Genomic DNA, 20,316 nt, shown 5'->3' with positions numbered 1-20,316 from the left:
CAGTTCGCGGTCCCACGCGCACACATGCAGAAACCCCGCCCGACCTGGTGTTTAAGCAGGTCGGACGGGGTTTCCCGTCCTGTGGCGGCGCCAGGGTTCGAACCTGGGTAGGCTGAGCCGGCAGATTTACAGTCTGCTCCCTTTGGCCACTCGGGCACACCGCCTTGAACGACGCGTCGGATCCCGGTTGGGGCTCCTTGGCGACGTCGTAAACGATACCTGATGCCCAGGGGTGCTACGCCACCTGATTGATCAGCACCGGACGCGCGCGGGTGGCTAGGCTTTGTGCCGTACCCCAACGCATACGACGCAAGGAGCCACACGTCATGGCCGACTCCAGTTTCGACATCGTCTCGAAGGTCGAGCGGCAGGAGGTCGACAACGCCCTCAACCAGGCCGCCAAGGAGATCTCCCAGCGCTACGACTTCAAGGGGACGGGCGCGTCGATCTCCTGGTCCGGCGAGAAGATCCTGATGGAGGCGAACGGCGAGGAGCGGGTCAAGGCGATCCTCGACATCTTCCAGTCCAAGCTGATCAAGCGCGGGATCTCGCTGAAGTCGCTGGACGCGGGCGAGCCGCAGCTTTCCGGCAAGGAGTACAAGATCTTCGCCACGATCGAGGAGGGCATCTCCCAGGAGAACGCCAAGAAGGTGGCGAAGATCATTCGCGATGAGGGCCCGAAGGGCGTCAAGGCGCAGGTTCAGGGCGAGGAGCTGCGGGTCAGCTCCAAGAGCCGGGACGACCTGCAGGCGGTGCAGGCGCTGATCAAGGGCAAGGACCTCGACTTCGCGGTGCAGTTCGCCAACTACCGGTAGACGGTTCGCTGCCGTGTGCAGCGGGTCGTGGGCGGGGCGGGGCGTGCCGGTCGGCATGGCCCGCCCCGTAGCCGTGTCCTGAGGGGCTGGGCGGGCGCCGGGTCAGCGGCGGTCGCGGGAGTTGCCGAAGAGCAGGCGGTAGGCGATCAGCAGGACGAGGGATCCGGCGATGGCCGCCACCCAGGTGGCCGTGTCGTAGAAGTCCGTGCTGATGGGGCGGTCGAGGAAGCGGGACGACAGCCAGCCCCCGAGAAAGGCGCCCACGATGCCGATGACGGTCGTGCCGATGATGCCCCCGGGGTCGCGGCCCGGCAGAAGAAACTTGGCTATTGCTCCGGCCAGCAGCCCGAGGATGATCCAGCTGATGATGCTCATGTTCGCGTACCTACCCGTCACTTGTTCCTGCAAGCCAGGACGCTTGCGGGGACGGGTGCGGTTGCCCGGGCCGGCTGTCTAGCGGGTGGCGAACGGCTGGTCCGTGGGGACGATCTCCTTGCCGAAGGGCATCAGCGAGACCGGGATGAGCTTGAAGTTCGCGATGCCCAGGGGGATGCCGATGATCGTGACGCACAGGGCGATGCCCGTGAAGATGTGGCCGAGGGCGAGCCACCAGCCGGCCAGGATCACCCAGAGGACGTTGCCGATGAGGGAGCCGCCGCCCGCGTCGCGACGGTCGACGACGGTGCGGCCGAAGGGCCAGAGGGCGTAGACGCCGATACGGAAAGCGGCCACGCCGAAGGGGATGCCGATGATCGTGATGCAGAGCAGGAGCCCTGCGGCGATGTAGCCGAGGAACATCCACAGTCCGCACAGGACCAGCCAAATGACGTTCAGGATTGCGTTCATGGTCGGTACCCTGCCATCTGCTCGAGTCGGGCGATGCGTTCGGCCATGGGCGGGTGGGTCGAGAACATCTTGGACATGCCCTGACCGGGACGGAACGGGTTCGCGATCATCATGTGACTCGCGGTCTCGATCCGTGGTTCGGGTGGGAGCGGAAGCTGTTTGGTCCCGGCGTCGAGCTTGCGCAGGGCGGACGCCAGGGCGAGCGGGTCCCCGGTGAGCTGGGCCCCTGACGCGTCGGCCTGGTACTCACGAGAACGGCTCACGGCGAGCTGGATCACGGAGGCGGCGAGCGGGCCGAGGATCATGATCAGGAGCATCCCGAGGAGCCCGGGGCCGTCGTCGTCGTCGGACCTGCCGACGGGGATGAGCCACGCGAAGTTGACCAGGAACATGACCACCGAGGCGAGGGCACCCGCGACCGACGAGATGAGGATGTCGCGGTTGTAGACATGGCTCAGCTCATGGCCGAGGACCCCGCGCAGCTCGCGCTCGTCGAGGATCTGGAGGATCCCCTCGGTGCAGCACACGGCGGCGTTGCGCGGGTTGCGTCCGGTGGCGAAGGCGTTGGGTGCCTGGGTCGGGGAGATGTAGAGCCGGGGCATGGGCTGGCGGGCCGCCGTCGAGAGCTCGCGGACGGTGCGGTAGAGCTGCGGCGCCTCGAATTCGCTGACCGGGCGGGCCCGCATGGCGCGCAGGGCGAGCTTGTCGCTGTTCCAGTACGCGTAGGCGTTGGTGGCGAGCGCGACCAGGAGGGCCACGATCAGGCCGGTCCGGCCGAAGAAACTGCCGATGACGATGATGAGGGCCGAGAGGCCCCCGAGGAGTACAGCGGTTTTCAGCCCGTTGTGCCGGCGGTGCACGGTACGCCCTCCAAGTGGTGCAGCAGGGGAACCCTTGCTCGGTGGTGCTCCACTCTCCAGTGGAGCCTCCCGTACAGGTCAACGCGAGGCGACGGAAGCTAGTTCCCTTGTGCGAGGTGGCCGGGGGCACAGGCAGAAGGGGCGGATCCGGATGGATCCGCCCCTGGGCCGTACGGGTGGGTGTACCTGCGCGGGCCCGTGGGGCCCTGCGGCAGCGGGGTCAGCGCTGGGCGGGCAGCTCGGCGAGCGCGCGGGCCTCCGCGTCCGGCTCGACCTCGCTGGTGCAGTGGGCACAGCGGGAGGCGATGGAGGGGATCTCGCTGTAGCAGTGGGGGCAGTCGCGCAGGGCGGCCTTGATGTCGGCCTTCTGCTCCTCCGCCTTCGTCGTGAAGCGGTTCTGGACCTTGGCCATGGGGACGACGACCAGGAAGTAGAGGACTGCGGCGGTGATGAGGAAGGCGATGGCGGCGCTGACGAAGAGGCCGTAAGGGAAGATCGCGCCCTCGACGGTGAATGTGGCCTTGCTGAAGTCGCCGGTGCCGCGGGTGAAGAGGCCGATGAGCGGCACGATGAACGCGTTGCTGAAGCCGGTGACCACCGCGGTGAAGGCGGCTCCTACGGCGAGGCCGATGGCCATGGAGATGACGTTCCCGCGAAGGATGAAGTCCTTGAACCCGTTCAGCAACGCTCTGGCTCCTCTGTGCTCTTCAGTGTGTGCTCGTCCTGCGCGCTCCGATACGTGACGCGTGCACGCATGACCATGCCCTGTGCGTGGCTGCACGGGCAAGCCGGTCGGAGCCGGTCAGAAGAGGCTGAGGGTGGCGAAACGGAGGATGAGCTGGGGGGCGCCGGACAGTGTGATTCCGGCTACGGCTGTGAGGGCGATCGCCAGGGTGAGCGGGGCGGGGACCCGGAGCGCGGGGACCTCGGGCGCCTCCTCGGCTGCCGGGGCCGGCTCCGGGGTGCTGAAGAGCGCGGCGGTCCACCGGAGGTAGTAGTACAGCGCGATCACCACGTTGACGGCCATGACGACGGCGAGCCAGCCGAGCCCGGCGTCGACGGCCGAGGAGAAGACGGTGACCTTGGCGAAGAGGCCGATGATGCCGGGCGGCAGGCCTGCCAGGCAGAGCAGGAAGAAGCCCATGGCGAGCGCGGCCAGGGGGCGGGTGGCGTACAGGCCGCGGTAGTCGCTCAGGCGGTTGCCGGGGCGGCTGCGGGCGACCAGGGCGGCCACCGCGAAGGCCCCGAGGTTCACCACGGCGTACATGAGCGCGTAGGCGACGGTGGAGCCGATCTGGGCGTCGCTGGAGTACGCGGCGGCGGCGATCGGGACGAGGAGGTAGCCCGCCTGCCCGACGGACGACCAGGCGAGGAGGCGGACGGCGCTGCGGGCGCGGGTGGCGGTCTGCCGGAGTGCGGCGACGTTGCCGACGGTCATGGTGAGCGCGGCGAGGACGGCCAGGGCGGGGCCCCAGACGTCGGCGTACGACGGGAAGCCGATCACCGTGACGAGGACGATGCCGGAGAAGCCGACGGCTTTACCGACGACGGAGAGGTAGGCGGCGATGGGGAGCGGTGCTCCCACGTAGGTGTCGGGGACCCAGAAGTGGAACGGCGCGGCGGCCGTCTTGAAGGCGAAGCCGACGAGGGTGAGGACGACGCCCGCCTCGGCGAGGGTGGAGAACCGGCCCGGTACGTCGTCGAGGCGGGCGGCGATCTCCGTGAGGTGCATCGTGCCGGTGGTCGCGTAGACGAAGCTGACGCCCAGGAGCATCACGGCGGTGGCGACGACGGAGGACAGGAAGAACTTCAGGGCCGCTTCGGAGGAGCGGCGGTCGCCGCGCTTGATGCCGACGAGGGCGAAGGCGGGGAGCGACGCGACTTCGAGGGCGACGACGAGGGTGGCGAGGTCCCGGGCGGCGGGGAGAAGCGCGGCTCCGGCCGCGGAGGACAGCAGCAGGAACCAGAACTCGCCCGCGGGGAGCTTGCGGGTGTCGCCGATCGAGAGCAGCGCGGTGAGCAGGGCTCCGCCGAGCACGAGGGCCTGGATGACGAGGGCGAAGTGGTCGGCGGTGTAGCTGCAGGCCTGTGTCCCGCCGGTGAGGCAGAAGGTGGAGCGGTCCCCGGCGCGCAGCGGGACGAGCATGGCGAGCGCGGCGAGGAGTCCGGCCACGGCTCCGTAGCCGAGGAGCGGCTTACGGCGTTCGCCGGTGAAGAGGTCGGCGACGAGGACGAGCAGGGCCACGGACGCCGCGATGACGGGCGGGGCGATCGCGAGCCAGTCGACGGACTGGACGAGGCTCGCCGCCCCGGTTGCGCTGTCGGCTGCCACGGTCACGACTTGCCTCCTGCGAGGAGCTTCTGCACGGCCGGGTCGGTGAGGCCGAGGAGGACGGCGGGCCAGAGGCCGGCGAGGACGGTCAGGGCGGCGAGCGGGGTCCAGGCGGCGAATTCGTAGCGCTGGATGTCTGCGACCGGCTGCTGCTCGCGGTGCTCGCCCATGCAGACGCGGCGTACGACGATCAGCATGTACGCGGCCGTGAGCAGGGTGCCGAGGGCGCCGATGGACATGAAGGTGAGGAAGGCGGGGCGGCTGAGCCCTTCGGCGGGGTCGAAGGCTCCGAACAGGGTGAGCATCTCGCCCCAGAAGCCGGCAAGGCCGGGGAGTCCGAGCGAGGCGACGGCGGCGAAGGCGAGGAGGCCGCCGAGCCGGGGCGCACGGCCGTAGAGAGCGGCTCCGGTGGCTCCGGACAGGGTGTCGAGGTCCGCCGTGCCGTAGCGGTCCTTGACGGCGCCGACCAGGAAGAACAGCAGGCCGGTGATGAGGCCGTGGGCGATGTTCGCGAAGAGCGCGCCGTTCACGCCGGTGGGGGTCATGGTCGCGATGCCGAGGAGCACGAAGCCCATGTGGCCCACGGAGGAGTAGGCGATCAGGCGCTTGAGGTCGCCCTTCGCTCCGGGGCGCGCGAGGGCCAGGCAGGCGAGGGAACCGTAGATGATCCCGACGACGGCGAACGCCGCGAGGTACGGCGCGAAGGTCTGCATCCCGTCGGGGGTGACGGGGAGCAGGATGCGCACGAATCCGTACGTGCCCATCTTCAGCAGTACGCCGGCGAGGAGCACGGAGCCGACGGTCGGGGCCGCGGTGTGGGCGTCGGGGAGCCAGCTGTGCAGGGGCCACATCGGGGTCTTCACTGCCAGCCCGAGCCCGACGGCCAGTACGGCGATGACCTGCACGGATGTGGTGAGGCCCCGGCCGTTGTCAGTGGCGAGTGCCACCATGTCGAAGGTGCCGCTCTTCAGTCCGATGAGGAGCAGCCCGAGCAGCATGATCACGGAGCCGAGCAGCGTGTAGAGGATGAATTTCCAGGCGGCGGGCTGCTTCCGGTCGCCGCCCCAGCGGGCGATGAGGAAGTACATCGGGATGAGGACCATCTCGAAGGCCAGGAAGAACAGCAGCAGGTCGAGGACGGCGAAGGTCGCGAGGGTGCCGGACTCGAGGACGAGGACCAGGGCGACGAAGGCCTTCGGGGAGGGGCCTGCGGGGAGCTTGAAGTAGCTGTAGAGCGCGCAGAGGAAGGTCAGCAGCGCGGTCAGCACGAGAAGGGGGAGCGAGATGCCGTCGGTGCCGAGGTGGATCCGGACGTCGAGTGCCGGGATCCAGCTGATGTCCGTGGTGGCCTGCATCTTCGACGGGTGGTCGTGGTCGAAGCCCGCGGCCAGGACGAGCGCGGCGAGGAGTACGGCGCCGGTGACGGTCACGCCGTGGCGGAGCACGGCCTGGTCGGGGTTCCTGCCCTTGAGGCCGGGCGGGGCGGGCAGGAGCGCGGCGGCCGCGCCGAGGAGCGGGCCGACGACGATGAACGCCAGAAGGAACTGCATCACGGATGCGCTGATATCGAACACGGCTCACGCCCCGGCGTAGACGTTGGCAAAGACGACGGCGGCGATCGCCAGGACAAGGGTTCCGGCGAGCAGCGCGCCGAGGTAGGTCTGCACGTTGCCGGTCTGGGCGCGGCGGATCAGGGTGCCGAGTCCGCGGGCGATGCTGCCCGAGCCGTGTACGTAGGTGTCGACGACCTCACGGTCCAGGAAGCGGACGAGCCGTGCGGCGGCTCCCACGGGGCGGACGAACAGCACCGTGTACATGGCGTCGAGGTGGAAACCGGTGACCGCGTGGCGGTGCAGCGGGCCCAGCAGGAGCCTGCCGGGGTCCGAGGGGTCCTGGGCGTCCGCGATGGTGCCGTACGCCGCGGTGTGCGAGGTCATGGCCTCGGCCTCCACGAGGGCGGGTTCGGCGTCGGGGTGGGCGGCCACCGCGCCGACCGGGGGGCGGTCGGCGAGTGCCGTGGTGTGGCGCCAGGCCCCGTAGGTGACGAGTCCGCCGACGAGTCCTACGCCGGTGGAGAGGACGGCGGTCGTGAGGGACGGGGTGAGGCTGTGTCCGTCGAACCAGTCGGTGAGGACGCCGGTGGTGAGGCCGAACGCGATGGTGGGAACGGCGAGGACCCAGAGGACGGAGGTCATCGCGGCGGGCTGCTTGCCGTGGTCGGGGGCCTCGGTGCCGCGCCCGCGGAAGGCGAGGAGCCACAGCCGGGTGGCGTAGGCGGCGGTGAGGACCGCGGCGGCGAGTCCGGCGACGAGGATCGTCCAGCCGGCCGCTGCGGGGGCGACGTCACGGTCCCCGAAGGCGGTGTGCTCGGCGGCGACGAGGACGGCTTCCTTGGAGAAGAAGCCGGCGAACGGCGGGATGGCGGCGAGCGCGAGGAGGGCGACGGTCATCGTCCAGTAGGCGTCGGGGATGCGCTTGGCCAGCCCGCCCATGCGGGACATGGCGGCGAGTGAGTTGGTTCCCGCAGCGTGGATGACGACGCCCGCCGCGAGGAAGAGGACGGCTTTGAACGCACCGTGCGACAGGAGGTGGAAGACGGCGGCCCCGCGGTCGCCCACGGCCAGGGCGCCGGACATGTAGCCCAGCTGGCCGATCGTCGAGTAGGCGAGGACGCGCTTGATGTCGTCCTGTGCGAGTGCGGCGAGTCCGGATCCGATCATCGTGACGGCCGCCATGACGGCGAGGACGACCAGGGCGGCGCCGGAGGCTGCGAAGACGGGGAGGAGCCGGGCCACGAAGTAGATTCCGGCGGCGACCATCGTCGCGGCGTGGATGAGCGCGGAGACGGGGGTGGGGCCTGCCATCGCGTCGGGCAGCCAGGTGTGCAGGGGGAACTGCGCGGACTTGCCCGCGACACCGGCGAGGAGCAGCAGCGCGATGAGGGTGGGGTGGTCGAGTCCGCCGTTGGTGACGGCGGCCAGGATCCCGGTGATGCGGAAGGTGCCGGTATCGGCGGCGAGCGCGAACAGGCCGATGAGGAAGGGCACGTCGCCGAGCTTGGTGACGAGGAAGGCCTTGAGGGAGGCCGCGCGGGCCTCGGGGGTCTCCCAGTAGTGGCCGACGAGGAAGTACGAGCAGATGCCCATGATCTCCCAGCCGACCAGGAGCACCATGAGGTCGCCGGAGTAGACGACGAGCAGCATCGCGGAGGTGAAGAGGGAGACGAGGGCCGCGTACGACGGGTAGCGGACGTCGTCCTTGAGATACGCCGTCGAGTAGATCTGCACGCAGGTGGCTACGAGTCCGACGAGCACGGCGACGAGGACCGCGAAGCCGTCCAGGTGCAGGGCCAGGTCGACCGGGACCGAGCCGGTGGGGGTCAGCTGGGTCGCGGCGTCGATGGGGCGGCCGCCTCCCTGGCGGGCGGCGACGAGGACGGCGAGGACGGCGGCGACGAGCGTCGGCAGCACAGCGAGGGGACGGACGAAGCCGGGCGCGGTCCGGCCCAGGAGCAGTCCTGCGGCGGCGCCCAGGAAGGGGAGGAGGGGGACGAGGACGGCGAGGGTCGTGGTGGTCACGCGGTGGCCTCTGCCTTCTTTGCCTTCCCTGCCGGAGCAGTGGCCTGGTCTGCGGTGGTGTCCGGGGCGTCGTCGTCCGCTTCGTCGGGGAGCGTCTCGGCGTCGTCGGTCTCCGCGGTGTCGCGGAGGAGGTCGACGTCCGAGCTGCCGCGGTTGCGGTAGACGGCCAGGACGATCGCGAGGCCGATGCCGATCTCGGCGGCGGCGATGGCGATCGTGAAGAGGGTGAGGGCCTGGCCGGCGTGGAGCGCGTCGCGGAGCCAGACGTCGAAGGCGACCAGGTTGAGGTTGACGGCGTTGAGCATGAGCTCGACGGACATCAGGACGAGGATCGCGTTGCGGCGGGCGAGTACGCCGTAGAGCCCGGTGCAGAAGAGCAGGACGGCGAGGACCGCGGGATAGGCGAGGTGCATCAGCTCTTGTCCTCCCGGCCGGCGGCGGGCCGTCCCTGCTTCTCCTGGTGCCTGCTGCCCGGCCTGTCCCGGCGTCCCTGCTTGTCCGTGCGGCTCTGCTTGTCCGGGCGGTCCTTGCGGGACAGGACGATCGCGCCGACGAGGGCGGCGAGCAGCAGGACGGAGAGCGCCTCGAAGGGGAGCACCCAGTGCCGGAAGAGGAACTCCCCCGAGGCCTTGGTGGACCCCTGGGCGGGACCGTCCAGATCGATCCAGGTCGTCCGGAAGGCGTCCACGACGACCCAGACGAGGGCGCCCGCGGCGGCGACGGAAGCGCCGAGGGCGATCCACCGGTTGCCCGAGTCGGCGTCCGGGGAGCGGCCGATGGGGGCTCTGGTGAGCATCAGCCCGAAGAGGAGGAGGACCACGATGGAGCCGACGTAGATCAGCACCTGCACCCATGCGATGAACTCGGCGGTGAGGAGGAGGTACTCCACCGCGATACCGCCGAGCGCGACGACGAGCCAGAGGGCCGCGTGCACGAGTTGCTTGGTCGTGACCGTGATGAGAGCCGCGCCGAAGGTGGCGAGCCCGACCAGGAGGAAGGCGATCTCGACGCCGGTGGGTGAGAGGAAGCCGGGGTGGCCGGCCGTGGCCGCGAGGGTCACTCCTGACCCTCCTCTTCCGGGGCCTGCGCCGGCCTGGCCTGCTCAGCTTCCTGCGCCGCCTGGGCTTCCTGGGCTTCCTGGGCCTGGAGCTTGTCGGCCGTCTTGCGGGCGGCGGCGATCTCCTTGGGTTCCTCGGCTCCCGGGTCGAGCGCGGGCGGCTCCGGGACGGTCCACATCCACTCGCGGAGCTTGTCGCGCTCGTGGGTGAGTTCGTGGATGTCCGTCTCCGCGTACTCGAACTCGGGCGACCAGAACAGCGCGTCGAAAGGGCAGACCTCGATGCAGATACCGCAGTACATGCACAGGGCGAAGTCGATCGCGAAGCGGTCCAGGACGTTGCGGCTGCGCTCGCGGCCGCCGGGGGCGGCCGGGGGCACCGTCTCCTTGTGGGAGTCGATGTAGATGCACCAGTCGGGGCACTCGCGGGCGCAGAGCATGCAGACCGTGCAGTTCTCCTCGAACAGCCCGATGACGCCCCGGCTGCGGGGCGGCAGTTCGGGCTGGACGTCCGGGTACTGCGCGGTGACCGTGCGCTTCGTCATGGTCCGCAGGGTGACGGCGAGGCCCTTGGCCAGGCCTGATCCGGGGATCGGGGGCACTAGTTGATCGCCACCTTCACGATGCCGGTGAGCGCGATCTGCGCGAGAGCGAGGGGGATGAGCGTGGTCCAGGCGAGCTTCTGCAGCTGGTCCTCGCGCAGACGGGGGTAGGTGACCCGGAGCCAGATGACGACGAACGCGAGAACGCCCGTCTTGAGCAGGGTCCAGACCCAGCCGAGCCCGTCCGCGCCGAGCGGCCCGTGCCACCCGCCGAGGAACAGGACCGTCGTCAGACCGCACAGGACGACGATCCCGGCGTACTCGGCGAGCAGGAACAACGCGAACCGGAGGCCCGTGTACTCGGTGTACGCCCCGAAGATGATCTCCGAGTCGGCGACCGGCATGTCGAAGGGCGGGCGCTGGAGTTCGGCGAGCCCTGCCACGAAGAAGACGAGTGCGCCGACGATCTGCCAGGGCAGCCACCACCACTCGAAGGCGTTGAGGATGCCGGGGAGCGAGACGGTGCCGGCCGCCATGGCGACGGAGGCTGCGGCGAGCAGCATGGGCAGTTCGTACGCGAGGAGCTGCGCGGCGGTGCGGAGACCACCGAGGAGGGAGAACTTGTTGGCCGAGGCCCACCCGGCCATCAGTGAGCCGAGCACGCCGACGCCCATGACGGCCAGCACGAAGAAGATGCCCGCGTCGACGACCTGACCGACCGCACCCTCGCTGGGGCCGATCGGGATGGCGACGATCACGAGGAGGTACGGGAGCAGGGCTACGGCGGGTGCCAGCTGGAAGATGCGGCGGTCCGCCTCGGCCGGTACGACGTCTTCCTTCTGCGCGAACTTCACCCCGTCCGCGACGAGCTGGGCCCAGCCGTGGAACCCGCCCGCGTACATCGGGCCGAGGCGGCCCTGCATGTGTGCCATCACCTTGTGTTCGGCCTGTCCCACGATCAGCGGGACGACCATGAACACGGCGAAGACGATGACGAGGCGGAGGGCGACGTCGAGTACGTCGTTCACGCGGTATCGCCTCCGGCGGGACGGTCGGGACCGTCGGAACGGTCGGTGCGGGATGAGGAGTCGGGGGTGCCCTCACGCTCGGCGGCGCTGTCCGGGGCAGGGTCGGCGTCGTCCTGCGCGGGGGCCTCCGACGACGGCTCGGGCTCGGGCTCGCTCGGTCGCTCGGTCTCGGGCGGCGTCGGCCGTTCCGTGGCAGGCCGTTCCGGGGCAGGCCGTTCCGGCGTCGGCCGCTTCGGGGTGTCGTCGAAGGCGGGGCGCGCGTCGTGCCAGGGTGCGTCCGCGCCGCCGGCCGCGCCCTTCGCGGGTGGCGCGCCGCCCGCGTCCCCCGTACCGGCCGGAGGCGTGGCCTCAGGGCCGGTGGTCTGGCTCGCCGAGCCCTGGGAGGCGCTGCGGGTACGGCGTGGTGGCGCCGCCGGCTGCGGGGTCTCCGTCGCGTCCGGCCGCCGGCCCGCCGAGCCCTCGCTCGCGGTGCGGGTCCGGCGCACCGGGCGGTCGCCCGCCGCGCGGGCCCCTCGGGCGGGGCGGGCCGGTGCGGGCGGGAGCTGTCCCTTGAGCGGGCCCCATTCGTTGGGATCGGGCACCCCGGGCGGCAGCATGGTCCGCCGCTTGGGTCCGCCGTGTTCGGACTCTCCCGGCTCCTTCGCCCCCGGCCAGGCCTTGGCGACCCGGGCCGCCAGGACGAAGTCCTTGCGCAGCGGGTGGCCCTCGAAGCTCTCGGGCAGCAGCAGGGGGACCAGATGGGGATGGTCCTCGAAGCCGATGCCGAACATCTCGTGCGTCTCACGCTCGTGCCACGCGGCGCCCGCGTAGACGCCGACGGCGGTGGGCAGGGTGGCCGCGTCGTGCGGGACGGTCGTACGGACCAGCAGGCGCCGGACCGTACCCCCGCCGAGAGCCGCGACATGGGCGCAGACCCGGAAGCCGGTGCCCGGTTCGTCGACGGCGCTCAGCCAGTCGAAGTAGGTGCAGCCCAGATCGTCGCGGGCCGTTTCGAGGGCGGCGGTCCAGGAGGCGGCCGGGACGTCGACGGTCAGCAGGTCGTACGCGTGCGCGGCGGTGGCGTCCGCGCCGAAGACGTCGGTCACGGCGTCGGGCAGCGTGCTGTAGAGGTCCGGCGCGGTCACTTCCCCTCCTCCCCCGGTGCCTGCGGGGCCTCGACGAGACCGCTGCGCAGGGCGGCGGCCGAGGGGCGGGCCGTGTCCTCGGTGCTGTACCGCTCGGCCAGCGATTCGCGGGCGATCTTCTCCTGGAGCTTGAGGATGCCCTGCAGGAGCGCCTCGGGCCGGGGCGGGCAGCCGGGCACATAGACGTCGACGGGGATGATCTGGTCGACGCCCTTCGTCACGGAGTACGAATCCCAGTACGGTCCGCCGCAGTTGGAGCAGGCGCCGAAGGAGATGACGTACTTCGGCTCGGGCATCTGCTCGTAGAGCCGCTTCACGGCAGGGGCCATCTTGTCCGTCACCGTGCCGGACACGACCATCAGGTCTGCCTGCCGGGGGCCGGGCGCGAAGGGGATGACGCCGAGCCGGATGAAGTCGTGCCGCGCCATGGAGGCGGCGATGAATTCGATGGCGCAGCAGGCGAGTCCGAAGTTGAAGACCCACAGGCTGTAGCGGCGGCCCCAGTTGAGGACCACCTTCATCGGTTCGGGCGCGAGCCGGGACAGCACGCCGAGCCTCTTCGGCTCGGGCAGCGGCGTCGGGTCGGGCAGCGACACGGGGAGTTCGGGGTTCGGCCGGCTCGTCACGCCCATTCGAGGACGCCCTTCTTCCATGCGTAGAGCAGTCCCACGGCCAGGAAACCGAGGAAGATGAACATCTCCACCAGCGTCGTCGCCCCGTATCCGGGGGCCGCGAAGACCGTCGCCCACGGGAACAGGAAGATCGAGTCGACGGCGAAGATCACGTACAGGAAGGCGTACACGTAATAGCGAACCTGGGTGTGGGCCCAGCCCTCGCCCACGGGGTCCACGCCGCACTCGTACGTGAGGAGTTTCTCCGGCGTCGGCACCACGGGCCTCAGCAGCCGGCCGGCCCCGAAGGCGACGGCGACGAACACCACGCCCACCAGGGCGAGCAGTCCGACCACTGAGTAGCTCTGGAAGTAGTCCGACGCGAGAACGGTCGGTCCCGGCACGTCCGCCACGTCCGCCCCTCGCTCCCTCAACCTGTTCGACGGTCTGTACGCACGGGAGTCTAGGCCCTGTTAAAGAGACGGTAAGCAGCCCCGTCGCACAACGGGTGGGGCGGGAGTCGCATGACGGGTGGGGCGGGAGGTGACGGGGGAGAGCCGACGAGAGGTGGGGTTATCCCTACTCGGCCTCACCCACGAACCCCATGGCGTGGGCGCGCCCGGCCCGGCACGCTGGTCGTATGACCATGAGCCCCTCCCCGCCGGACAACGACCGGCCGCCGCCCGCGCGCTTCGCTTTCGACCGGTGGACGTGGAAGGAGATCGCACATCTCCTGGCCAATCTGCCGATGGCGATCGTCGGGTTCGTCTACACCGTCTTCCTGGTCGCCGTGGGCGCGGGGCTCTCCGTCACCGTGATCGGGCTGCCGCTCCTCGCGCTGGGGCTGAAGGGCGCGCGCGGTCTCGGCCGGGCCGAACGCGGCAGGGCGCGGAGGATGCTCGGCGTGCGGATCGAGGAGCCGAGCCCGATGGTGCGCGGACGCCGGGACCAGGGCTTCTTCAGCTGGCTGTGGTCGGGGCTGAAGGACCCGGTCGGCTGGCGGGCGTTGCTGTACTCGTTCATCCGGCTGCCGTGGGGCGTGGCGACGTTCGCCGTGACGCTGGTGAGCCTGTTCGTCCTCTGGCCGGTGCTCCCGTACCTGGCGCGCGGGCTGACGAACGCGGACCGGGCGATGGTGCGGGGGCTGCTCTCGCCCTCCGACGAACTGGAACGCAGGATCGCCGAGCTGGAGTCGGACCGGGGTGTGGTCGTGGACACGGCCGCCGCGGACCTGCGCCGCATCGAACGCGACCTCCACGACGGCGCACAGGCCCGCCTCGTCGCCCTCGCCATGGGCCTGGGGCTGGCGAAGGAGAAGCTCACCGACGACCCCGAAGCCGCCGCCCGCATGGTCGACGAGGCCCACGGCGAGGTCAAGGTCGCCCTCCAGGAACTCCGCGACCTCGCCCGCGGCATCCACCCCGCCGTCCTCACCGACCGCGGACTCGACGCCGCACTCTCCGCCATCGCCTCCCGCTGCACCGTCCCCGTGACCGTGTCGGTGCAACTGCCGGGCCGCCCGGCCGAGGCGATCGAGGGCATCGCGTACTTCACGGTCTCCGAACTCCTCCAGAACGTCAGCAAGCACAGCCGCGCCGGTCAGGCGTCGGTCGACGTGTGGCGGTCCTGCGACCGGCTGATGCTCCAGGTCCGGGACGACGGGACGGGCGGCGCCCGGCTCGACGGCGGTACGGGCATGTCGGGGCTGGCGGAGCGGCTGGGAGCGGTCGACGGGGTGTTCGTCCTGGACTCCCCCGAGGGCGGCCCGACCACGGTCACCGCGGAGCTGCCCTGGCGCGACCGCCTCGCCACCGGTGCAGACCGGGCCGGTGCGGCGTGACACAGCGACAGCGGGGGCTCCCGCCCCGGGTACGGGACGGGGCGTCCCCGTGGTGGGGAAAACCCCCGGCCGGATACGGATACGGCCCTCATGGTGAGGCGGCCCCCGGCACAGCACTCTTGAGATATCAGCCGTTGTATCGGTCCGCGGGGAGTTCCCGCTCAGAAGAAACGGACGGACGCCACTGATGGCCACGGCATACGGACCGGACACCCGGGACCAGCACAGGCCCGGCACCGGGTCGGGGGGCTACCCGCCGGCGAAGCACTTCCTCCCCGCGGCGCTCCGCGCGCCCTTCGAGGCGCGTACGTGGCGCGAGCTGGCCTATCTGCTCCTGAGCCTGCCGATCAGCGTGGTGCTGTTCTCCTTCGCTGTGACGATGGTGTCGCTCGGCCTCGGCATGCTGATCACCTTCCTCGGCATTCCGATACTCGCCGCCGGCCTCGTCATGTGCCGCGGCTTCGGTGTCATGGAACGCGGCCGGGCGCGCGGGCTGCTGAAGCTCGATGTCGCCGATCCCGCGCCGGTGCGCGGCAAGGGCGGCCTGATGTCCTGGGTCGGCGCGACGCTGAAGAGCGGGGTGTCCTGGCGGCATCTCCTCTACGCGGTGCTGCACATGCCGTGGGCGGTGTTCGCGTTCACCGTGGCGGTGACCTTCTGGGCCTACGGCTGGGCCGCGTTCACGTACCCGCTGTGGCACTGGGTCTTCCCCACGTACGTGGGTGCCGACGGCATCCAGCTGTACGGGGACGGGACGCACCAGTTCTACCTCGACTCGTCCTTCGAGCTGGGGGCCACCGCCGCGCTCGGCCTGGCTCTCGTCCTGGTCACGCCGTGGATCATCCGGGGCCTGGCGACCGTGGACCGGGCCATGGTCGCGGGTCTGCTCGGCCCTTCCCGGCTGGCCACCAGGGTCTCGGAGCTGGAGTCGGGCCGGGGTGTGGTCGTGGACACGGCCGCCGCGGACCTGCGCCGCATCGAACGCGACCTCCACGACGGCGCACAGGCCCGCCTCGTCGCCCTCGCCATGGATCTGGGGCTGGCGAAGGAGAAGCTCACCGACGACCCCGAAGCCGCCGCCCGCATGGTCGACGAGGCCCACGGCGAGGTCAAGGTCGCCCTCCAGGAACTCCGCGACCTCGCCCGCGGCATCCACCCCGCCGTCCTCACCGACCGCGGACTCGACGCCGCACTCTCCGCCATCGCCTCCCGCTGCACCGTCCCCGTGAAGGTCGTCGTGGACCTGGAGTCGCGGCCCGCGCAGGCCATCGAGGGCATCGCCTACTTCACGGTCTCCGAACTCCTCCAGAACGTCAGCAAACACGCCCGGGCCACCCGTGCCTCGGTCGACGTGTGGCGGGCGGCGGACCGGCTGATGCTCCAGGTCCGGGACGACGGGCGCGGCGGGGCCGGTGTGTCCACTGGCAGCGGTCTCGCCGGGCTGACGGAGCGGCTGGACGCGGTGGACGGCATCCTCGTCGTCGACTCCCCCGCCGGCGGACCCACGACCGTCACGGCCGAGCTGCCCTGGAGGGGCTGAGTATCCGGCTCCGCACCCAGCCGCAGTGCCCCGGCCGCCACCACGGCGGCCGGGGCACTGCGGCGCGTCCGGTGTCGCCGGAACCGCTGGTGTACGGCCCGTCCGGGCGCCGGAGCTGGAATGCTGGACACACGAGCGGCCGCAGGCAGCGGCGAACACGTGAACACACGGAACACCGACAGTGGGGGACACAACGTCGTGGAAGAAAGAGTGCGAGTCGTCATCGCCGAGGATTCGGTGCTGCTCCGGGAGGGACTCACCCGGCTGCTGACCGATCTGGGGCACGACGTCGTCGCGGGGGTCGGGGACGCCGAGGCGCTGATCAAGACGGTGAGCGACCTCGCCGGGCAGGACGCGCTGCCGGACGTGGTGGTCGCCGACGTGCGGATGCCGCCGACCCACACCGACGAGGGCGTGCGGGCGGCGGTGCGGCTGCGCAAGGACTACCCGGACATGGGGGTCCTGGTGCTCTCGCAGTACGTCGAGGAGCAGTACGCCACCGAGCTGCTGGCCGGCAGCAGCCGCGGGGTGGGCTACCTGCTGAAGGACCGGGTCGCCGAGGTCAGGGAGTTCGTGGACGCCGTGGTCCGGGTGGCGCGGGGCGGGACCGCCCTGGACCCGGAGGTGGTGGCACAGCTGCTGGGCCGCAGCCGCAAGCAGGACGTGCTGGCCGGGCTCACTCCGCGCGAGCGAGAGGTCCTGGGACTGATGGCGGAGGGACGCACGAATTCAGCCGTCGCCCGGCAGCTGGTGGTCAGTGACGGAGCGGTGGAGAAGCACGTCAGCAACATCTTCCTGAAACTCGGCCTCTCGCCCAGTGACGGGGATCACCGGCGTGTTCTCGCTGTTCTCACTTATCTGAACTCGTGACAAGGCGATGATCTGGATGATCCACCGGTAGTCGAGTGAGACCTCAGGACCAGGACGAAAGGATGAGCACCGGGGGCCTCGTCCAGTGATCGAAAGGTCCGGAAAAATATGGCAAAGCGTGACGCATTCATGTCTCAAAAACGCGTCCACCATATGACCGGTCCGAGGAAGGCGACCCTTACAGAAGTAGGGTGGGGCCTGGACCGCCGGCGGGTCGGCCGGTCCCGAGCCGCCGCCCCGAGGGAGGTCCAGTTCAGTGACCAGCCAGGTCAGTAGCCCAGCCGGAAAGTCCGATGAGGCCGACGAGGCTGTCGTCGGGGAGCAGCGAGCCCCGCGCATTGATCGTACGGGTGCCACCGAGAAGGAAATCCGCCGCCTCGACCGGGTGATCATCCGTTTCGCGGGTGACTCCGGTGACGGCATGCAGTTGACGGGCGACCGGTTCACGTCGGAGACCGCGTCGTTCGGGAACGACCTGTCGACGCTGCCCAACTTCCCGGCCGAGATCCGGGCGCCCGCCGGGACGCTGCCGGGTGTGTCGTCGTTCCAGCTGCATTTCGCGGACCACGACATCCTGACCCCGGGCGACGCGCCGAACGTCCTGGTCGCGATGAATCCCGCCGCGCTGAAGGCGAATATCGCCGATGTGCCGCGCGGGGCCGACATCATCGTGAACACCGACGAGTTCACGAAACGCCCGATGGCGAAAGTCGGCTACGCCGAATCCCCCCTCGAGGACGGATCGCTCGAGGCGTACAACGTGCACCCTGTGCCGTTGACCACCTTGACGATCGAGGCATTGAAGGAGTTCGGGCTTTCCCGCAAGGAGGCCGAGCGATCGAAGAACATGTTCGCGCTCGGGCTGTTGTCCTGGATGTACAACCGTCCGACCGAGGGGACGGAGACATTCCTCCGGTCGAAGTTCGCCAGGAAGCCGGACATCGCCGAGGCGAATGTGGCGGCGTTCCGCGCGGGCTGGAATTTCGGTGAGACCACGGAGGATTTCGCGGTCTCGTACGAGGTGGCACCGGCGTCGCAGGCTTTCCCCACGGGCACGTACCGCAATATCTCGGGGAACCTCGCATTGTCGTACGGGCTGATCGCGGCGGGCCGGCAGGCGGATCTGCCGGTGTATCTGGGCTCGTATCCGATCACTCCGGCGTCCGACATCCTGCACGAGCTCAGCAAGCACAAGAATTTCGGCGTACGGACGTTCCAGGCGGAGGACGAGATCGCCGGGATCGGGGCGGCGCTCGGCGCGTCGTTCGGCGGGTCGCTGGGTGTGACGACCACGTCGGGTCCGGGTGTGGCACTGAAGTCGGAGACGATCGGTCTCGCGGTGTCGCTGGAGCTGCCGCTGCTGATCATCGACATCCAGCGGGGCGGGCCGTCCACCGGCCTGCCGACCAAGACGGAGCAGGCCGACCTGCTCCAGGCCATGTACGGGCGCAACGGCGAGGCACCGGTCCCGATCGTGGCGCCGAGGACGCCGGCGGACTGCTTCGACGCGGCGCTCGACGCCGCCCGGATCGCGCTGACGTACCGGACGCCGGTGTTCCTGCTCTCGGACGGGTATCTGGCGAACGGCTCCGAGCCGTGGCGGATCCCGGAGATCGACAGCCTCCCGGATCTGCGGACACAGTTCGCGACCGGACCGAACCACGAACTGGCCGACGGCACCGAGGTGTTCTGGCCGTACAAGCGGGACCCTGAGACCCTGGCCCGGCCGTGGGCGGTGCCGGGCACTCCGGGTCTGGAGCACCGGATCGGCGGGATCGAGAAGCAGGACGGCACGGGGAACATCTCCTACGATCCGGCCAACCACGACTTCATGGTCCGCACCCGTCAGGCGAAGATCGACGGCATCCGGGTCCCCGACGTGGAGGTCGACGACCCGGCCGGCGCCACGACCCTGGTCGTGGGCTGGGGTTCGACGTACGGGCCGATCACCGCGGCCGTACGGAGGCTCCGCGCGGCGGGCGAGACGATCGCGCAGGTCCATCTGCGCCACCTCAACCCGTTCCCGCGGAATCTCGGTGAGGTGCTGAGGCGTTACGACAAGGTCGTGGTCCCGGAGATGAACCTCGGGCAGCTGGCCCTGCTGCTGAGGGCCGAGTACCTCGTGGACGCCCGGAGTTACAACCAGGTCAACGGAATGCCCTTCAAGGCCGAGCAGCTCGCCACAGTCCTCAGGGAGGCCAACGGTGCCTGACGCCAACGCCAACGAACTCCTCCAGCTGGTCCCCAAGGCCGAGGGCAAGCAGTCCATGAAGGACTTCAAGTCCGACCAGGAGGTGCGCTGGTGCCCGGGCTGCGGTGACTACGCGGTCCTCGCGGCCGTGCAGGGCTTCATGCCCGAACTGGGGCTGGCCAAGGAGAACATCACCTTCGTCTCCGGCATCGGCTGCTCGTCCCGCTTCCCGTACTACATGAACACGTACGGGATGCACTCCATCCACGGCCGCGCCCCCTCCATCGCGACGGGCCTGGCCACCTCGCGCCGCGACCTGTCCGTCTGGGTCGTCACCGGTGACGGCGACGCGCTGTCCATCGGCGGGAACCACCTCATCCACGCCCTGCGCCGCAACGTCAACCTCAAGATCCTGCTGTTCAACAACCGGATCTACGGGCTCACCAAGGGGCAGTACAGCCCCACCTCCGAGGTCGGCAAGATCACCAAGTCGACGCCGATGGGGTCGCTCGATGCCCCCTTCAACCCGGTCTCCCTCGCCCTGGGCGCCGAAGCCTCCTTCGTCGCCCGCACGGTGGACTCGGACCGCAAGCACCTCACGAGCGTGCTGCGCGCGGCCGCCGACCATCCCGGCACCGCGCTGGTGGAGATCTACCAGAACTGCAACATCTTCAACGACGGCGCCTTCGAGGTGCTCAAGGACAAGGAGCGGGCCGAGGAGGCGGTGATCCGCCTGGAGCACGGCCGGCCGATCCTCTTCGGAGCCGACAACTCCAAGGGCGTCGTGCGCGACGCGATCACGGGCGACCTGAGCGTCGTCGCGGTCACCGAGGAGAACCAGTCGCAGGTCCTCGTCCACGACGCCCACAACCCCAGCCCCACGACGGCGTTCGCGCTGTCCCGGCTGGCCGACGCCGACACCCTGCACCACACGCCCATCGGCGTGCTGCGCAGCGTGGAGCGCCCGGTCTACGACGCGCTCATGTCCGACCAGCTCGATGCCGCGATCGAGCAGCACGGCAAGGGTGACCTGAGCACCCTGCTGGCGGGCAGCGACACCTGGACCGTGGTCGGCTGATCCA

The 20,316-nt window shown here is 70.2% G+C and carries 20 protein-coding genes and 1 tRNA gene; 6 read left to right on the top strand and 15 right to left on the bottom strand.

Going from position 1 to position 20,316, the window contains the following annotated elements; translation table 11 throughout:
* Nucleotides 1-82: 82 nt before the first annotated feature.
* Nucleotides 83-164 (bottom strand) — tRNA-Tyr (locus OG379_RS23020).
* Between the two features lie 162 nt (nt 165-326).
* Here OG379_RS23020 and OG379_RS23015 point away from each other — a divergent pair.
* A complete protein-coding gene (locus tag OG379_RS23015; RefSeq protein ID WP_014154639.1) occupies nt 327-815 on the top strand; it encodes a YajQ family cyclic di-GMP-binding protein in 489 nt (162 codons plus the stop codon).
* 102 nt (nt 816-917) lie between these two features.
* On the opposite strand, the gene OG379_RS23010 is transcribed toward OG379_RS23015, so the two are convergent.
* From OG379_RS23010 to OG379_RS22945, 14 genes are all read right to left on the bottom strand, one after another.
* Complete coding sequence (locus OG379_RS23010; protein WP_104788223.1) at nt 918-1,190, bottom strand: GlsB/YeaQ/YmgE family stress response membrane protein; 273 nt, start codon at nt 1,188-1,190, stop codon at nt 918-920.
* Nucleotides 1,191-1,268: 78 nt separating this feature from the next.
* Entirely contained in the window at nt 1,269-1,661 is a 393-nt protein-coding gene (locus OG379_RS23005; RefSeq protein ID WP_104788222.1) for a YccF domain-containing protein, read from the bottom strand.
* A complete protein-coding gene (gene htpX / locus OG379_RS23000) occupies nt 1,658-2,521 on the bottom strand; it encodes a zinc metalloprotease HtpX (protein WP_099173877.1) in 864 nt (287 codons plus the stop codon). Before htpX ends, OG379_RS23005 begins: the two co-directional genes overlap by 4 nt.
* Before the next feature lie 220 nt (nt 2,522-2,741).
* Nucleotides 2,742-3,206 (bottom strand): large conductance mechanosensitive channel protein MscL, encoded by a 465-nt coding sequence (mscL, locus tag OG379_RS22995; protein ID WP_393765918.1) that lies wholly within the window; start codon nt 3,204-3,206, stop codon nt 2,742-2,744.
* A 117-nt stretch (nt 3,207-3,323) separates the two neighbouring features.
* Nucleotides 3,324-4,859 (bottom strand): NADH-quinone oxidoreductase subunit N, encoded by a 1,536-nt coding sequence (locus tag OG379_RS22990; RefSeq protein WP_405664964.1) that lies wholly within the window; start codon nt 4,857-4,859, stop codon nt 3,324-3,326.
* Entirely contained in the window at nt 4,856-6,403 is a 1,548-nt protein-coding gene (locus OG379_RS22985; RefSeq protein WP_393765945.1) for an NADH-quinone oxidoreductase subunit M, read from the bottom strand. Before OG379_RS22985 ends, OG379_RS22990 begins: the two co-directional genes overlap by 4 nt.
* Nucleotides 6,404-6,430: 27 nt before the next feature.
* Complete coding sequence (locus tag OG379_RS22980; RefSeq protein WP_405664963.1) at nt 6,431-8,431, bottom strand: NADH-quinone oxidoreductase subunit L; 2,001 nt, start codon at nt 8,429-8,431, stop codon at nt 6,431-6,433.
* Nucleotides 8,428-8,844 carry an NADH-quinone oxidoreductase subunit NuoK gene (nuoK, locus tag OG379_RS22975; RefSeq protein WP_405664962.1) on the bottom strand — a complete coding sequence of 139 codons (417 nt, stop codon included), beginning with the start codon at nt 8,842-8,844 and terminating at the stop codon, nt 8,428-8,430. Before nuoK ends, OG379_RS22980 begins: the two co-directional genes overlap by 4 nt.
* The gene (locus OG379_RS22970) at nt 8,844-9,491 is read right to left on the bottom strand and encodes an NADH-quinone oxidoreductase subunit J (RefSeq protein WP_405664961.1); all 648 of its coding nucleotides are present in this window, start codon (nt 9,489-9,491) and stop codon (nt 8,844-8,846) included. The genes nuoK and OG379_RS22970 overlap by 1 nt, the downstream gene beginning before the upstream one ends.
* Nucleotides 9,488-10,090: a NuoI/complex I 23 kDa subunit family protein gene (locus OG379_RS22965; RefSeq protein WP_405664960.1), complete on the bottom strand. Its 603-nt coding sequence runs from the start codon at nt 10,088-10,090 to the stop codon at nt 9,488-9,490. Before OG379_RS22965 ends, OG379_RS22970 begins: the two co-directional genes overlap by 4 nt.
* Entirely contained in the window at nt 10,090-11,058 is a 969-nt protein-coding gene (locus OG379_RS22960) for a complex I subunit 1 family protein (protein WP_104788209.1), read from the bottom strand. The genes OG379_RS22965 and OG379_RS22960 overlap by 1 nt, the downstream gene beginning before the upstream one ends.
* On the bottom strand, nt 11,055-12,182 hold the full coding sequence (locus tag OG379_RS22955) for an NADH-quinone oxidoreductase subunit C (protein WP_405664959.1): 1,128 nt from the start codon (nt 12,180-12,182) through the stop codon (nt 11,055-11,057). The genes OG379_RS22960 and OG379_RS22955 overlap by 4 nt, the downstream gene beginning before the upstream one ends.
* A complete protein-coding gene (locus OG379_RS22950) occupies nt 12,179-12,814 on the bottom strand; it encodes an NADH-quinone oxidoreductase subunit B (protein WP_405664958.1) in 636 nt (211 codons plus the stop codon). Before OG379_RS22950 ends, OG379_RS22955 begins: the two co-directional genes overlap by 4 nt.
* Nucleotides 12,805-13,206 carry an NADH-quinone oxidoreductase subunit A gene (locus tag OG379_RS22945; RefSeq protein ID WP_099173887.1) on the bottom strand — a complete coding sequence of 134 codons (402 nt, stop codon included), beginning with the start codon at nt 13,204-13,206 and terminating at the stop codon, nt 12,805-12,807. Before OG379_RS22945 ends, OG379_RS22950 begins: the two co-directional genes overlap by 10 nt.
* 227 nt (nt 13,207-13,433) lie before the next feature.
* Between OG379_RS22945 and OG379_RS22940 the strand changes: the two genes are divergently transcribed.
* From OG379_RS22940 to OG379_RS22920, 5 genes are all read left to right on the top strand, one after another.
* A complete protein-coding gene (locus OG379_RS22940) occupies nt 13,434-14,633 on the top strand; it encodes a sensor histidine kinase (protein ID WP_405664957.1) in 1,200 nt (399 codons plus the stop codon).
* 187 nt (nt 14,634-14,820) lie between these two features.
* The gene (locus tag OG379_RS22935; RefSeq protein ID WP_405664956.1) at nt 14,821-16,173 is read left to right on the top strand and encodes a sensor histidine kinase; all 1,353 of its coding nucleotides are present in this window, start codon (nt 14,821-14,823) and stop codon (nt 16,171-16,173) included.
* Between the two features lie 210 nt (nt 16,174-16,383).
* Entirely contained in the window at nt 16,384-17,043 is a 660-nt protein-coding gene (locus OG379_RS22930; RefSeq protein ID WP_393765946.1) for a response regulator, read from the top strand.
* A 256-nt stretch (nt 17,044-17,299) separates the two neighbouring features.
* Nucleotides 17,300-19,255: a 2-oxoacid:acceptor oxidoreductase subunit alpha gene (locus tag OG379_RS22925; RefSeq protein WP_393765928.1), complete on the top strand. Its 1,956-nt coding sequence runs from the start codon at nt 17,300-17,302 to the stop codon at nt 19,253-19,255.
* A gap of 55 nt (nt 19,256-19,310) precedes the next feature.
* Nucleotides 19,311-20,312, top strand: a complete 1,002-nt coding sequence (locus OG379_RS22920) for a 2-oxoacid:ferredoxin oxidoreductase subunit beta (RefSeq protein ID WP_405668615.1) — start codon at nt 19,311-19,313, stop codon at nt 20,310-20,312.
* The last annotated feature ends 4 nt before the right edge of the window (nt 20,313-20,316 follow it).

It is taken from the genome of Streptomyces sp. NBC_01166 (genome assembly GCF_045039765.1).
In the GTDB taxonomy this organism is placed as follows: Bacteria; Actinomycetota; Actinomycetes; order Streptomycetales; family Streptomycetaceae; genus Streptomyces.
The sequence above is the reverse complement of the archived record's forward strand: the minus strand, read 5'-3'. Positions and strand labels throughout refer to the sequence as shown.